This window comes from Mucilaginibacter koreensis, assembly GCF_054783355.1.
This window is the reverse complement of record NZ_BAAGQS010000001.1, coordinates 545,450-560,267: the sequence shown is the minus strand read 5'-3', so window position 1 is coordinate 560,267 and position 14,818 is coordinate 545,450. Positions and strand designations below refer to the sequence as shown.

Below are 14,818 nucleotides of genomic sequence, written 5' to 3'. Positions count from 1 at the left end.
GCGATATAACTTAGCTTTTTATTTTAAAATCACCTTGGTTGCACCGTAGCCAAACTTCTCTTTGCGTGCATCCATAAACGTTTTCACTTTTTGATTTCTACCCAATTGCTTCTGCAGCTCGTTACGCAATATGCCGTTACCTGCGCCGTGTATAAATGTAATTTCGGGCAGTTGGTGCACAATAGCTGCATCTAAAGCTTTTTTGAAATAAGTAAGCTGCAGGTTCAATATTTCGCTTCCATTCAACTGCTCATAATCGGGATTCAACTTTTCGATATGTAAATCCACCTCGCTTTGCGGCTTTTTTACTTCAATTTTTTCAACCGCAGGTTTGAAAAAGCTTTCCTTTAATTGCTGCGGGTCAATGGTGAGTTCCGGTTCATCCAAGCGGATCAGCCAGCCGGCCTCGTTGAGCAGGGGAAGTGTCTTTTTAGTATCGGCAAAATCCTTGGCTCTAAATTTTTCTGTAAATGTTAACGGCTGCGGTTGGGTTGCCAGTTGGGCAGCATACAACAAAACTTGTAAAGTAAACTGGGGCCACAATTGTATATCGGCTAATTGGGCCGAGTATACTTTGGTAAAGGTTTTAGGTGCAATGGTACCGGCATACTCTCCTTTAACCTGTTTATCTTTTTGGCTGTACAGCGCAGTAAGCAGCTGGTAAGAAGTTTCGTTAATCAGGTAAAAGTGTACAACAGAGCTGGCCTTTTTATCAGGCGCTACGCCCAAGTAAATACCCTTTTCCTGAAAAGCGCTTGCTACAGTATTTGCAGCTGTGATGACAGACGAACCCGCTCCGGCAGCATTTTGCTGCGCCTGATGGCCATGCACAAAAGTAACCTTGCTGGCCAGTACCGGTATTTCAAAGTCGTCGTTACCGGTTACCCCTATCATCTGCTCATCTATTATGCGGGTTACATAACCCTCATAATTTTCATCTACAAAGCGTACAAAATCGCCTAATTTATATTTCATAGTGTTTGTGTTCTGGCACAAAGGTACACAATTGAACAAGGAGGATGGTTTCTCCTCTACACCAATAACCACTTCTCATTACTTAACATTGTACTAATATTGACATCAGAATTATTTAACATCTCATTTCAAACACTTAAATTTGCCCACCCTAATTTTAAGATGCAAGTGCAACGTACTTATACCCTTACTTTAAAGCAGAACTGGAAAAGCGTTTGGAATTCCTCTCTGCACCGCTTACTCACCATTTGGGGTTCAGTGCTGCTGGCTATTGTGCTGAGCATACTGCCGCACTTTTTTCAAACCATTGAGCAGCGTAACGGCGGTATCCGTATCAATGACTGGGTGCTGAACGCTCTGCCGGCCATCAATGTATCTACTTATATTTTTTTAATTATATGGGGATTGGGCGCTTTAACTACTTTTAGGGCCATTGGCAAGCCTATTATCTATACCAAATATATCTGGCTTTATAGTTTTGTGGTGATTAGCCGCATGCTGACCATCACCCTGGTTCCGCTGGTGCCGCCTGCCCGGCTGGTTGAATTGATAGATCCGCTAACCGGAATATTTTACGGCCATACTGTAGTAACGAAAGATTTGTTCTATTCCGGGCATGTAAGCACTATTATGTGTATGGTGCTCTGTCTCGAAAAGAAAAGTGATAAATGGCTGGCCGCTATTGGTGCAGTTATAGTGGGTGTTTTGCTGCTTATACAGCACGTACATTACACTATTGATGTAATAGCAGCACCGCTTATTGTTTACGCGCTGTTTAAATTAACGCAAAACCTGTTTTTCAAATAATTTCAGCAATTCAAGCTGAATTAATATACACGAAGCCGGAACTTATGAGTTCCGGCTTTTTTGTTATGCTTTAACCGAAACAATGCTATAAACTCACAGTTAATTAAATTACAAATTTAAGCAGACAGTGATGGGTAAGACAGTAAGCGATTTCATGATAGAGCGTATGTATGCCTGGGGCATCAACCGGGTATTCGGTTACCCTGGAGACGGCATTAATGGTGTAATGGGTGCTTTGCGCCGGGCCGAAGATAAAATAGATTTTATTCAAGTATCGCATGAGGAAAACGCGGCTTTTATGGCTTGCGGACATGCGAAATTTACCGGCGAGGTAGGGGTTTGCATTTCTACCTCGGGCCCAGGCGCTATTCATATGCTCAACGGCTTATATGATGCCAAGCTTGATCATCAGCCGGTGGTGGCTATCTTAGGGCAGCAGGCGCGTATGTCTTTAGGCGGCGAGTACCAGCAGGAAGTTGATTTGGTAAGCTTGTTCAAAGATGTAGCGCACCATTTTGTACACATGGTAACCGAGCCCAACCAGGTACGCCACGTAATTGACCGCGCCATACGTATTGCCAAAGCCGAGCGTACCGTTACCTGTGTAATTTTACCTAACGATGTACAGGAACTTGCAGCCGTTGAAGAACCGCCGCATAAACATGGCAGTGTACATACCGGCATTGGCCATACGCTTGAAAAACCGGTACCACCACAAAGCGAACTGCACAAAGCCGCTGCTGTATTGAACGAAGGCAAAAAAGTAGCCATACTGGCTGGTATCGGCGCTGCCGGTGCGCCCGAAGAATTAAAGCAAATTGCCGAGCTGCTGGGCGCCGGCATAGCCAAAGCACTTTTAGGCCGTGCCATTTTGCCTGATGACCTGCCCTATGTTACCGGCGCCGTTGGCCTGCTGGGCACCAACGCCAGTTGGGAATTGATGAGCGACTGTGACACCCTGCTCATGATTGGCACTGGCTTCCCTTACTCTGAGTTTTTGCCCAAAGAAGGCCAGGCCCGTGCCGTGCAAATTGACATTGACCCTAAAATGGTAAGCCTGCGCTACCCTACTGAGGTAAATCTGGTGGGCGACAGTCAGGCCACTTTGCAGGCCTTGATACCGTTGATTGAACGCAAGCAGGACCGCTCATGGCGAGAGAAAATAGAAAAAGATGTATCCGACTGGTGGAAAGTGGTAGAAGCCAAAGCCGAGGTAACCGCCAAACCTTTGAACCCGCAAAAAGTGGTACAGGAATTATCCGCCCGCCTGCCCGACCGTTGCATTGTGACAGCTGATTCTGGCTCATCCGCCAGCTGGTTTGCCCGAAATCTGAAATTCAGAGAAGGCATGATGGCCTCATTATCGGGCACGCTGGCTACCATGTGCCCGGCGGTGCCTTATATTACCGCTGCCAAATTTGCCCACCCTGACCGTATCCCGATTGGCATTATTGGTGATGGCGCCATGCAAATGCTGGGCATCAACGGTATGATTACCATTGCCAAATACTGGAAAAGCTGGAAAAACCCGCGCATGGTTATACTGGTACTCAACAACCAGGATTTGAACATGGTGACCTGGGAGCAACGCGTAGTGAACGGCGACCCTGAATTTACCGGCTCACAAAACCTCATAGATTTCCATTATGCGCAATATGCCGAGCTGTTGGGATTGAAAGGTATTAAGATTGATAAGGTAGAGGAAATTGGCCCTGCCTGGGATGCTGCCTTAACCGCAGACCGGCCGGTATTGATTGAAGCCATGGTTGACCCTTCTGTTCCACCGCTGCCACCGCATATTACGGCAGAGCAAATGGTAAAATTCAGTAAAGCCATGTTGCAAGGCGACGCTAAGGAATTCGGCATCATCAGGCAAACATTTAAAGATATGCTGCAAGAAGTGTTACATTGATTATATGAATTGGATGTGCGGGAAATATTAAAAGAATAGATTTATAGTTTTTCCTGCACATCTGCTTCTAAAAACTAAAATGTTACATTTAAATAACGCTTTAGCCCTGCATTTCTCATAAAATTTAGCAAACTTTAGCCCGCAAATTCTTCCTGTGGCTTAAGTGTTGGCAAAATCAAACAACAAATCTGCCGGTAAAACGGTTATAGGATAGATTTCGGATGCTATCCATATATCAATGGCATCCTTAGCTTTCTAAACGCAAATGAGTACAACAAATTCAACTACGCAAACCGACATTGTATTGATTGGGGCAGGCATCATGAGCGCTACCTTAGGCGTATTGCTTAAAGAACTTCAGCCTGATTTAACTATTGATATTTATGAGCGGTTGGATGAGATTGCCGCTGAAAGTTCAGACGCTATGAACAACGCAGGCACGGGTCATTCCGCGTTTTGCGAACTGAACTACACCCCCGAGTTGCCTGATGGCACCATTGATATCACCAAAGCCATTAAAATTGCAGAACAATTTGAAGTATCAAAACAGTTTTGGTCATTTTTAATCGAAAAAGGTTTTATCAAATCGCCCAAAGATTTCATTAACCCTATCCCGCACATGAGTTTTGTGTGGGGTGAAGATAACGTAACTTACCTTAAAAAACGCTTTGAAGCGCTGGTACAGCACCACTTATTTAAAGAGATGCAGTACAGTGACAACAAAGATCAGTTGAAAGCCTGGATTCCGTTGGTGATGAATGGCCGTGATGCCGGTGAACATGTATCGGCCACGCGTATGGATTTAGGTACTGATGTTAACTTTGGTTCACTAACTCAATTGTTGCTGGCTTATTTAAAGAAGCAACCAGGCGTTAATATTTACCTGAGCCATAATGTGAGCAACCTTTGGCGCAACAAAGACCAAAGCTGGCGGGTAAGTGTTAAAAATAAAAAGACTAACGAACGCCGCCGTTTAAATGCCAAGTTTGTATTTATTGGCGCCGGTGGTGGTGCATTGCCGCTGCTGCAAAAATCAGGCATCCCGGAGAGCAAAGGCTTTGGCGGCTTCCCGGTAAGCGGGCAGTGGTTGGTATGCCATAATGAGCAGGTGATACAACAGCACCAGGCTAAGGTATATGGCAAGGCCTCGGTTGGTTCGCCCCCAATGTCTGTTCCGCACCTAGATACCCGGATGATTAATGGTAAACGGGCGCTGCTTTTCGGCCCATATGCCGGTTTCTCTACCCGTTTCCTCAAACACGGTTCTTTAAGCGATTTGTTTACTTCGGTTCAGGCAGATAATATTTACCCACTGATAAAAGCTGGCGTGGATAATATTCCATTAACTAAATATTTAATCAGCCAGGTAATGCAATCGCCGGATGACCGTTTGGCGGCACTTCGCGAGTATTTCCCTGAGGCTAAGAAAGAGGATTGGGACTTAGACATTGCCGGCCAGCGCGTGCAGGTGATTAAAAGCGATGCCAAGCGAGGCGGTGTGCTGGAGTTTGGTACCGAAGTAGTTACCGCAGCCGATGGCAGTGTATCTGCCCTGCTGGGTGCCTCGCCAGGCGCTTCTACTTCTGTGCCGATCATGATTCACCTGATTGAGCGCTGCTTTAAAGATAAAGCACAATCACCTGAATGGCAGGCAAAGCTGAAGCAAATGATCCCGTCATACGGCCAGTCATTAGCTAAAAATGCTGAATTAAGTGAGCAGGTAAGAAACCATACGACTGAAGTATTGCAGTTAGGATAACTAGTATTAAAATTATCCATTACGTCGTTTCTCCCTACGGTCGAAATGACCAGGACTTTTGAAAATACTTAGCACAAAAACGCCCCTTGTAAATATATTTACAAGGGGCGTTTTTGTATATAAACCTCATTACCGTGATACCGTGGATAACACCGCTACAATTTTAGGTGAGTTGCGGAAAGTTTGTTTCAGCTTCAACCGCTCAATCAAATCAAATCTTTTACAGAGATATAGGGTTATAAGTATCAGCATATAGTTAGGCTTGTTCTGTCACAAGTTTATTACGCTAATCTAACTGTTTTTGTTATAAAAAGTTTCGTTAGAAGAATTTTTATTTCAAAACCATTGTACAAATACAAGGCTTCAAACTTACTATGCATGCATAGTAAAATATAATTATTTATGTTACCTTGCCATCATCAATTAGTACACCTATGAACATTGATTTCGACCGCAACGAAGACATTAATAAACAGTTACTGTTCCAGCTAAGAGCCAAATTTCAGGAAGTTTCGCAGGGCGGAGGTGCTAAGGCTGCGGCCAAACAAAAAGATAAGGGTAAAATGTTAGCGCGTGAGCGCGTTGCCTATCTGCTTGATAAAGACCGTCCGCAACTGGAAATCGGTGCTTTTGCGGGCGATGGCATGTACGCCGAACATGGCGGCTGCCCATCGGGCGGTGTGGTTTGCGTAATGGGCTATGTTGCCGGTCGGCAGTGCATGGTGGTCGCTAACGATGCCACAGTAAAAGCAGGTGCCTGGTTTCCGATTACGGCTAAGAAAAATCTGCGAGCCCAAGAAATTGCGATGGAAAACCGCTTGCCCATTATTTACCTGGTGGATTCGGCCGGGGTATATTTGCCCTTGCAGGATGAGATATTTCCGGATAAAGAACACTTTGGCCGCATCTTTCGAAACAATGCCTTAATGAGTAGCAGCGGCATCATCCAAATTGCCGCCATTATGGGTGCCTGTGTAGCCGGTGGTGCTTACCTGCCCATTATGAGTGATGAAGCCATGATTGTGGACGGTACGGGCTCGGTTTTTCTGGCAGGTTCTTACCTGGTAAAATCGGCCATTGGCGAGGATGTAGATAATGAAACTTTGGGTGGTGCATCAACGCATTGTGAAATCTCGGGGGTTACTGATTACAAGCAGCCTAATGATCAGGCCTGTTTGGACAGTATCCGCAATATCATGAGTATGACCGGCGATTATACCAAAGCCGGTTTCGATCGCATCGCTCCTTCCCAACCCAAGTTTAACGAACAGGAACTGTATGGCATACTGCCTGATAACCGCGAAAAGCAATACGACATGATGGACATCATTATGCGGTTGGTTGACGATTCGGCTTTTGAAGAATACAAAGCTGGTTACGGGCAATCCATTGTGTGCGGCTTAGGCCGGATTGATGGCTGGGCTGTAGGCATTGTGGCTAACCAACGCAAGGTCATCAAATCAAAAAAAGGCGAAATGCAGTTTGGCGGGGTCATTTACTCTGATTCAGCAGATAAAGCCACGCGCTTCATCATGAATTGTAATCAAAAAAAGATACCACTAGTGTTTTTACAGGATGTAACCGGTTTTATGGTAGGCAGCCGCTCAGAGCAGGGCGGCATCATAAAAGACGGAGCCAAAATGGTAAATGCTGTGGCCAACTCAGTGGTGCCCAAATTTACTATTGTTATAGGCAACTCATACGGAGCAGGTAACTATGCCATGTGTGGCAAAGCTTACGATCCACGCTTGATTTATGCCTGGCCTACCGCTAAAATTGCTGTGATGGGCGGCGCACAAGCCGCTAAAACCTTAATGCAGATACAAGCCGCAGGTTTAAAAGCCAAAGGCGAGGAAGTATCACCCGAAAAAGAAGCGGAGCTGCTGAAGCAAATTACCGACAACTACAACCGCCAAACCGCCCCTTATCATGCCGCTGCCCGCCTGTGGGTTGATGGCGTGATTGATCCGTTAGAAACCCGCAAAGCCATCTCTATGGGCATAGAAGCAGCTAACCATGCACCTATTGAAAAGGCGTTTAATGTAGGGGTGATTCAAACGTAAGATTTGTATCGAAACAAAGTGGAGCAATAGCTGCACTTGATTGCAAAAATATTTCTATTACGTCATTGCGAGGAACGAAGCAATCTCTCTGCGCCTTATTATGTCAGAGTACGGAGAGATTGCTTCGTTCCTCGCAATGACGTAGCGAAGGTTTGGCTAATCAATTTTAATTACAATGCACTTACGTCCAGTACAACACCTTTGCATTCGGGAAACGTTGCTTTACCTGCTGCTCGAAGTAGCGGCGCAGGTCTAACATCATTTCTTTGGTGTATACGTACTTAATGCCGCCAAATTTGTTTCGTTTGGTGGCACGTGTGCTTTCTTCCAAATCCAAACTGGTATTTGGGTACCACTCCAATAATACATCTTTAGAGCCAGGTGTAAAGCGGTGACTGATGAGCTCAAAAGTCAAATCGCAATCAAAATTTAAATTCTGCTCCAATTGATTAAACAATTGATCGTACTCTTGCTCCCAATTCGGGATAGGCATAATGGGTGCCAGTACCACACCTATAGGATAACCGCCTCCACCCTGTGCTTTGGGCAGGGCCATTTTGCGCAATGCCTTAATACGGGCATCCACTTTGGGAGTTCCCCCCTCTAAACGGCGGGCTACGGCATCCGCATTTAGGCTGCAACGGAAACGGGTATGGCCGTTATGCTGCAGGCTGAGCAAGGGCTCAACCGCATCAAACTTGGTGACAAACCGCAGGTGGCTCATGGGACGGGTGCCAAAATATTTAATGGTTTCCTGCAAGCCACCGGTTAAGTGCTCTAAACTCAATGGGTCGGTATAACAGCTGGCCTCAAAGCTGGTCACCTCGGTTAAGCGCTCAAAGCGGGCTGTACTTTCCAGAATATCGGGCAGATTGGCAAACACCCGGATGGCTGGCGGCCCCTGCAAGCTGCCTGCCAAGTAACAGTATTGGCAATGTGCCGGGCAGCCTTCGGCCAGATGAAACTGCCAGTCGGCCGATGGTGGTATAGGCCTCAAGTTAAACGCGCTTTTGGGAGCATTCACAATAGCCAGCGTATTTTTCGCAATCTTGTACGTTTCGCGCTCGGTTTCGCCGCGCAGGCCGGTAATACGGTTGTTTTTGAGTATCTCAGGAGTTAAACCCAAGTTAGTTACCCGCTGGTAAATGCGCTGCCCGTAGGGTTGCTCAATGGCATCGGCTGTAAACACTACTCGTTTCGGCATCCAAGGTTTAAACGTTTTGGCGTTCTCACCTTGCAATACTTTCGCTTCTTCATCAATCTGGTTCAGTACCGTTAGTAACTCCATGTAAGTATGTATACAATATGCGTTCCACGATTGGCTACTGACATATCAACCACTTACATTTATCTGATTATCAATTCTTTACAAACACACATTTCGTCATTACAGTACCATATTAATTACTTTCAGCTTTTAGATAGAGCGTTACTCAAATAGCGGCTTTTGCTTAAAAAATTTAACCTGTGCTCCAGCTCAGTCAAGATGGTGATTGCAAGAGATTGTGTAGCAACCGTACAAAGGCCTGTTCGCCTTGTATTATATGCAATTAACATACTCTCGCTCGCAATAACAATATTATAACAAGTTGGTATTTGAACGCATTTAACTAATTAATCTAGCAGTTGCCGCATTGGGGCCACTTCAATAATCAGCACATCCGTTTTTGTTTTTTTGCCTTAACTTTGCACACCGGTTGGCAGGCCCACCGGTGGATGTTTCATGAAGATATTAGTTACCGGTACGGCCGGATTTATCGGCTTTTACGTAGCCCAAAAACTGGCTGAGCTTAACTACGAAGTAGTAGGTGTAGATAGCATTAATAATTACTATGACGTTAATTTAAAATACGCCCGGCTCACAGCTGCAGGTTTTGATACCAATAACCTGGTAGACCACCAGCCTATTTGCAGCACCATACATACCAATCATTGTTTTATCCGCTTGGATATTTCGGACCGGCAGCAAATGGAACGCCTGTTTAGCGAACATCACTTTGATATGGTTTGCCACCTGGCCGCACAAGCCGGGGTACGTTATTCTATCACCAACCCGCATGACTATGCGCTGAGTAATTTATCCGGTTTTCTGAACATACTGGAAGGCTGCCGCAGTGTACAGATCAAACATCTGGTATATGCCAGCAGCTCGAGCGTATACGGTTTAAATGGCAATGCGCCATTTTCGGTACACCATGGCGCCGACCACCCGGTCAGCTTGTATGCCGCCAGTAAAAAAAGCAACGAGATGATGGCACACAGTTACAGCCATCTGTATAATATCCCCACCACAGGACTGCGCTTTTTTACCGTGTATGGCCCCTGGGGCCGGCCCGATATGGCCTATTTTAAATTTGCGGAGGCCATTATTAATAACCGGCCTATTGATGTATATAACAATGGCGATATGCAGCGTGATTTCACGTATGTGGACGATATTGTAGAAGGCATCATCAGGGTACTGGCCGAACCTGCCCAACCTAACCCGCAATGGGATAGTCAGCACCCTGATCCCGCTACTTCCAGTGCCCCTTACCGCTTGTACAACATCGGCAACTCCTCACCAGTAAAACTGATGAATTTCATTGAGGCGCTTGAAAATGCCATTAGAAAAAAAGCCATCAAAAATATGCTGCCCATGCAGGCGGGAGATGTATTATCAACCGATGCCGACATGAGTGATTTGGAGCAGAACTTTGGCTACCAGCCACAAACCGATATCCAATCAGGTATAAATAAATTTATTGACTGGTATAAAAATTACTATAAATAGCGGTGAAAGTCTTACATCAAACGTTATAAAGCCGGTGAATCAACAGTTGCGACATTGGCTTGTACAGCATTCGCGTATTTTCTTATTTTTGCTCATTAAAATAACTCCATCTATGGAGATGAAGAAGCTTTAACTTCTTCAAAAGCTTTAAATTACTCAATGGATATATCAGTTGTCATCCCCCTGTTTAATGAAGTGGAATCGCTGCCGGAGCTGACCTCGTGGATCAGTAAGGTAATGCACGAGCACCACTTTAGCTATGAAGTGATACTGGTGGACGATGGCAGCAGTGACGGCTCGTGGGATATGATTTGCAAATTGCAAAAAGGTAATACTTCCATTCGGGGTATTAAGTTTCGCCGCAATTATGGTAAGTCAGCTGCATTGAATACTGGCTTTGAAGAGGCGCAGGGCAACGTTATTATCACCATGGATGCCGATTTACAGGATAGCCCGGATGAAATACCGGAACTATACCGTCGCATTACAGAAGAAAAATACGATTTGATTTCGGGTTGGAAAGCCAAGCGATATGACCCGCTGAGCAAAACCATCCCGACTAAATTATTTAATGCAGCTACCCGCAAAATGTCGGGCATTGATAACCTGCACGATTTTAATTGCGGACTGAAAGCTTACCGCAAGGCCGTTGTAAAAAATATTGAAGTGTATGGCGAAATGCACCGCTATATACCGGTAATAGCTAAATGGGCAGGCTTTACCAAAATTGGCGAACAGGTGGTTGAGCACCGCGCCCGTAAATACGGCACCACCAAATTTGGCATGAGCCGCTTTGTCAACGGCTTTCTGGATTTGCTGTCCATCTTTTTTGTAGGCAAATTTGGCAAGAAACCGATGCACTTTTTCGGCACTATGGGTGTCATCAGCTTTATGCTGGGGTTAATTGCTGCCGTGTGGATTATGGTAGAAAAGCTGATCCACATTGCCCACAACGAAAAGTACCGTGATGCCACCGAGCAGCCCCTGTTCTACTTGGCACTGGTAGCCATTATTGTTGGCTCGCAACTGTTTTTAACCGGCTTTGTGGCAGAGCTGGTATCGCGCAGCGCAAGTGAACGCAACAAGTACCAAATTGAGGAAGTGATTTAATTTCGGATGTTCGGATGTTCGATTTCGGAGTTGTGTAACTGATTTAACTTCGGATATAAAAATTTGAAATTTGACTGAATCAAAATATTAACCATCAAAAATCCTAAATTCCGAAATCGAACATCCGAAATCCGAAATCTACCTCCCTATGTTTTTCTCCATTATCATCCCCCTATATAACCGCCCCCAGGAGATTAAAGAGTTGCTGGAAACGCTTACACGGCAAACCTATACCAACTTCGAGGTACTGGTACTGGAGGATGGTTCGGTAAAAGATGCGGCAGATATTGTTCAAAGTTTTGCGGGTAAGCTAAACATCAGCTATTATGTGAAGCCCAATGAGGGCCAGGGCTTTACCCGTAACTTCGGTTTTGCCCGTGCTAAAGGCGATTACTTCATCGTTTTCGATTCAGATTGCCTCATACCGGAGAATTACCTCGAAGTAGTGAACCAACACCTGAGCGCTGATTGGCTGGATGCCTACGGTGGCCCGGACGATGCACACCCCTCCTTCACCCCCATCCAGCGTGCCATCAGCTATGCCATGACTTCACCTTTTACCACCGGTGGCATTCGCGGCAATAAAAAAAATATGGGCGGGCAGTTTCATCCGCGCAGTTTTAATATGGGCATCTCGCGGCAGGTATGGGAGCAGGTGGGCGGCTTTATTATTACCCGCCTGGGCGAAGATATTGAATACAGCATCCGCATACATTCCAAAGGCTTCAAAATCGGATTGATACCAGAGGCAAAAGTATATCATAAACGTCGCACCAGCTTTTCGCAGTTTTATAAACAACTGCATTTTTTTGGCCGCGCACGTATCAACATTTCTACTTTCTTTCCAAAGGAACTGAAAGCTGTACACTTCTTTCCGGCAGCGTTTACACTCTTTGTGCTGTTCACCTTAATAGCTAATATATTTAACTGGAGCATAGCGCTGCTGTGCAATATTTTACTGCTGGTTTATGTACTGATGATATTTTTTCATGCACTCATGAAAAACAAATCGGTAAAAGTTGCATTTTTGAGTATCATTGCTGCCTTAATACAACTGATGGCCTACGGCCTTGGCTTTATGCAGGATTTTTGGAAACGTATCATTTTGAAACAACCTTCTTACTAAGATGTACCATCCCTTTACGATAGGCGAAACGATTAAAAAAGCATGGGATGTAATCAAGAAAAATTACATCGTACTCATTGTATTTACGATGATTACTTTCTTTTGTAATGTTGCCATCAAGTTTGTTAGTGACAGTTTTTATTATGAAAGCGCTTCGGCATCAGTCATACTTCGGCTGTTCATTATGCTGCTGGAAGCCTATTTAACACTTTCCTTTTATAAGCTGTTGCTTACTTTAATTGATAAAGAGTATTATGAATTTTCATTTAAAGACATTGTTCCGTCTTTTAAAATGGCGCTTAATGCAGTAACAATCGGTGTTATCTTTATTTTTATTATCGGTACGGTTTTGTTTCTCAACTCACGTTTGGCAATAAGCGAGGAGGTGTTTTCTTACATCTATGCCATTCAAACTGCCCTTGCATTGTACCTAAGCATACGACTTATATTTTGCTTATGCTTTATTGTGGATGATGATTCCGGGCCTATAGAATCACTCCGTCAAAGCTTTTCAGTTACCCGCGGTACGGTTTTAAAATTAGTAGCGCTGCTGCTGATTATTATCTTTTTCGTTGCCTTAATCCTTTTGGTCATTAACGCCATTATTACCGCGCTGGTTGCTGAAGATAGCCCGGTGAAAGAATATATGATTGAGTTTGGCGCTATCCTTTGGTTTGCCGTTGCCTTTCCTACGGTGCAGGTAATGATTATTACCACTTACCGCAAACTAGTATACAGCCACCAGGATGTGGATGACGACGTTTCAGAAACCCTGTAAATCGTATGGGAGTTAAAGCCTTTTTCAGCAAGCTGTTTGCCCGCATGGTGCAATCCGAATTACAGCATATGCGCAATAATGGCGTAGCGCTGCAGCAAAAGACATTTCAAAAGCTGATAGATCAGGCAAAAAATACTGCTTTTGGCAAAGATCACCGGTTTGAAACTATCAAAACCTATACGGATTTTAAACAACAGGTTCCGGTACGCGATTACGAGGACCTGCGTTCTTATATTGACCGCGTAACAGCTGGCGAGCCTGATGTGCTGTGGCCGGGCAAGCCTGCCTATCTCGCTAAAACTTCTGGCACTACTTCGGGGGTAAAATATATTCCTATTTCGAAAGAAAGCATGCCCGAGCATATTAAGGCCGCCCGCAATGCCTTGCTCAGCTATATTTACGAAACGGGCAATGTCGATTTTGTAGATGGCAAACTCATTTTTCTTCAAGGCAGTCCTGTTTTGAGCGAAAAGAACGGTATCGCCACCGGCCGCTTATCAGGCATTGTGGCTCACCATGTACCGGGATACCTACAAAAAAACCGACTACCCAGTTATGAAACCAATTGCATTGAAGACTGGGAAGAGAAAGTGAATGCCATTGTAGAGGAAACTTACGACCAAGACATGCGCCTCATCTCTGGCATACCGCCCTGGTGCCAAATGTATTTTGACCGCTTATCGGCCAAAAACAACGGTAAAAAAATCAAAGACATTTTCCCCAATTTTAAGCTGTTTGTATACGGCGGTGTTAACTTCGAGCCTTATCGTAAACGGCTTGAAGACAGCATCGGCTTTGCCATTGATTCGATTGAAACCTACCCGGCATCAGAAGGCTTTATCGCCTTTCAGGATAAACAGCAGGATAAAAGTTTGTTATTGTTGGTGGATGCAGGCATATTTTACGAGTTTATCCCGGTAAATGAGTTTTATGATGCTAACCCTACCCGCTTAAGCTTGGCCGAGGTAGAGTTGAATGTAAATTATGCGCTGATTTTGAATACCAATGCCGGCCTGTGGGGGTATAGCATTGGCGATACGGTGAAGTTCACTTCGATTAATCCTTATAAAATTGTAGTTACCGGGCGCATCAAACATTACATTTCGGCCTTTGGCGAGCATGTGATTGGCGAAGAGGTAGAACATGCTTTGTTAAGCGTAGCCAAACAACAGGGCGTAGATATTGTGGAATTTACTGTAGCGCCGCAAGTAAATGCGCCGCAGGGCGAACTCCCCTATCACGAATGGTTTGTAGAGTTTGGCCAAGTCCCTGCTGATATGAAAGCCTTTGCCTTACAAGTAGATAAAGCACTACAACAAAAAAATATTTACTATTTTGATTTGATTGAAGGGAACATTTTGCAGCCTTTAATTGTCAGAAGTTTACAGAAGGACACTTTTATTGACTATATGCGATCTCAAGGAAAACTGGGCGGACAAAATAAGGTGCCGCGTCTATCCAACGATCGTAAAATTGCAGATGCCCTTCAGCATTATATCAGTAAGTAAACTTAAC

General features: G+C 44.8%; 11 protein-coding genes. 9 read left to right on the top strand and 2 right to left on the bottom strand.

The window, feature by feature from the left end:
* Positions 1-18: 18 nt before the first annotated feature.
* Positions 19-975 carry a Smr/MutS family protein gene (locus ACYVNW_RS02540; RefSeq protein ID WP_460678271.1) on the bottom strand — a complete coding sequence of 319 codons (957 nt, stop codon included), beginning with the start codon at positions 973-975 and terminating at the stop codon, positions 19-21.
* A 99-nt stretch (positions 976-1,074) separates the two neighbouring features.
* Between ACYVNW_RS02540 and ACYVNW_RS02535 the strand changes: the two genes are divergently transcribed.
* The 4 genes from ACYVNW_RS02535 to ACYVNW_RS02520 all read left to right on the top strand — a co-directional run bounded on the left by ACYVNW_RS02535 (position 1,075) and on the right by ACYVNW_RS02520 (position 7,516).
* Positions 1,075-1,782 carry a phosphatase PAP2-related protein gene (locus ACYVNW_RS02535; RefSeq protein WP_460678270.1) on the top strand — a complete coding sequence of 236 codons (708 nt, stop codon included), beginning with the start codon at positions 1,075-1,077 and terminating at the stop codon, positions 1,780-1,782.
* Between the two features lie 130 nt (positions 1,783-1,912).
* Positions 1,913-3,694: a thiamine pyrophosphate-requiring protein gene (locus ACYVNW_RS02530; protein ID WP_460678269.1), complete on the top strand. Its 1,782-nt coding sequence runs from the start codon at positions 1,913-1,915 to the stop codon at positions 3,692-3,694.
* A 265-nt stretch (positions 3,695-3,959) separates the two neighbouring features.
* Positions 3,960-5,453 (top strand): malate:quinone oxidoreductase, encoded by a 1,494-nt coding sequence (locus tag ACYVNW_RS02525; protein WP_460678268.1) that lies wholly within the window; start codon positions 3,960-3,962, stop codon positions 5,451-5,453.
* 434 nt (positions 5,454-5,887) lie between these two features.
* Positions 5,888-7,516: an acyl-CoA carboxylase subunit beta gene (locus tag ACYVNW_RS02520; RefSeq protein ID WP_460678267.1), complete on the top strand. Its 1,629-nt coding sequence runs from the start codon at positions 5,888-5,890 to the stop codon at positions 7,514-7,516.
* A 181-nt stretch (positions 7,517-7,697) separates the two neighbouring features.
* Here the strand turns inward: ACYVNW_RS02520 and ACYVNW_RS02515 are convergent, their stop codons facing one another.
* A complete protein-coding gene (locus ACYVNW_RS02515; protein ID WP_460678266.1) occupies positions 7,698-8,804 on the bottom strand; it encodes a spore photoproduct lyase family protein in 1,107 nt (368 codons plus the stop codon).
* 435 nt (positions 8,805-9,239) lie between these two features.
* On the opposite strand from ACYVNW_RS02515, the gene ACYVNW_RS02510 reads away from it, so the two are divergent.
* The 5 genes from ACYVNW_RS02510 (at position 9,240) to ACYVNW_RS02490 (ending at position 14,811) form a co-directional block, all read left to right on the top strand.
* On the top strand, positions 9,240-10,289 hold the full coding sequence (locus ACYVNW_RS02510) for an NAD-dependent epimerase (RefSeq protein ID WP_460678265.1): 1,050 nt from the start codon (positions 9,240-9,242) through the stop codon (positions 10,287-10,289).
* 159 nt (positions 10,290-10,448) lie between these two features.
* Entirely contained in the window at positions 10,449-11,399 is a 951-nt protein-coding gene (locus ACYVNW_RS02505) for a glycosyltransferase family 2 protein (protein ID WP_460678264.1), read from the top strand.
* A 148-nt stretch (positions 11,400-11,547) separates the two neighbouring features.
* On the top strand, positions 11,548-12,525 hold the full coding sequence (locus ACYVNW_RS02500) for a glycosyltransferase family 2 protein (RefSeq protein ID WP_460678263.1): 978 nt from the start codon (positions 11,548-11,550) through the stop codon (positions 12,523-12,525).
* 1 nt (position 12,526) lies between these two features.
* Positions 12,527-13,303 (top strand): glycerophosphoryl diester phosphodiesterase membrane domain-containing protein, encoded by a 777-nt coding sequence (locus ACYVNW_RS02495; RefSeq protein ID WP_460678262.1) that lies wholly within the window; start codon positions 12,527-12,529, stop codon positions 13,301-13,303.
* A 5-nt stretch (positions 13,304-13,308) separates the two neighbouring features.
* The gene (locus tag ACYVNW_RS02490; RefSeq protein ID WP_460678261.1) at positions 13,309-14,811 is read left to right on the top strand and encodes a GH3 auxin-responsive promoter family protein; all 1,503 of its coding nucleotides are present in this window, start codon (positions 13,309-13,311) and stop codon (positions 14,809-14,811) included.
* Positions 14,812-14,818: the final 7 nt, after the last annotated feature.

What these genes read in the sequence shown, in the direction of transcription:
- ACYVNW_RS02525 (WP_460678268.1), top strand. Translation starts at nt 3,960, where the DNA reads ATGAGTACAACAAATTCAACTACGCAAACCGACATTGTATTGATTGGG.
- ACYVNW_RS02515 (WP_460678266.1), bottom strand. Translation starts at nt 8,804, where the DNA reads ATGGAGTTACTAACGGTACTGAACCAGATTGATGAAGAAGCGAAAGTA.
- ACYVNW_RS02520 (WP_460678267.1), top strand. Translation starts at nt 5,888, where the DNA reads ATGAACATTGATTTCGACCGCAACGAAGACATTAATAAACAGTTACTG.
- ACYVNW_RS02540 (WP_460678271.1), bottom strand. Translation starts at nt 975, where the DNA reads ATGAAATATAAATTAGGCGATTTTGTACGCTTTGTAGATGAAAATTAT.
- ACYVNW_RS02505 (WP_460678264.1), top strand. Translation starts at nt 10,449, where the DNA reads ATGGATATATCAGTTGTCATCCCCCTGTTTAATGAAGTGGAATCGCTG.
- ACYVNW_RS02495 (WP_460678262.1), top strand. Translation starts at nt 12,527, where the DNA reads ATGTACCATCCCTTTACGATAGGCGAAACGATTAAAAAAGCATGGGAT.
- ACYVNW_RS02530 (WP_460678269.1), top strand. Translation starts at nt 1,913, where the DNA reads ATGGGTAAGACAGTAAGCGATTTCATGATAGAGCGTATGTATGCCTGG.
- ACYVNW_RS02500 (WP_460678263.1), top strand. Translation starts at nt 11,548, where the DNA reads ATGTTTTTCTCCATTATCATCCCCCTATATAACCGCCCCCAGGAGATT.
- ACYVNW_RS02490 (WP_460678261.1), top strand. Translation starts at nt 13,309, where the DNA reads ATGGGAGTTAAAGCCTTTTTCAGCAAGCTGTTTGCCCGCATGGTGCAA.
- ACYVNW_RS02510 (WP_460678265.1), top strand. Translation starts at nt 9,240, where the DNA reads ATGAAGATATTAGTTACCGGTACGGCCGGATTTATCGGCTTTTACGTA.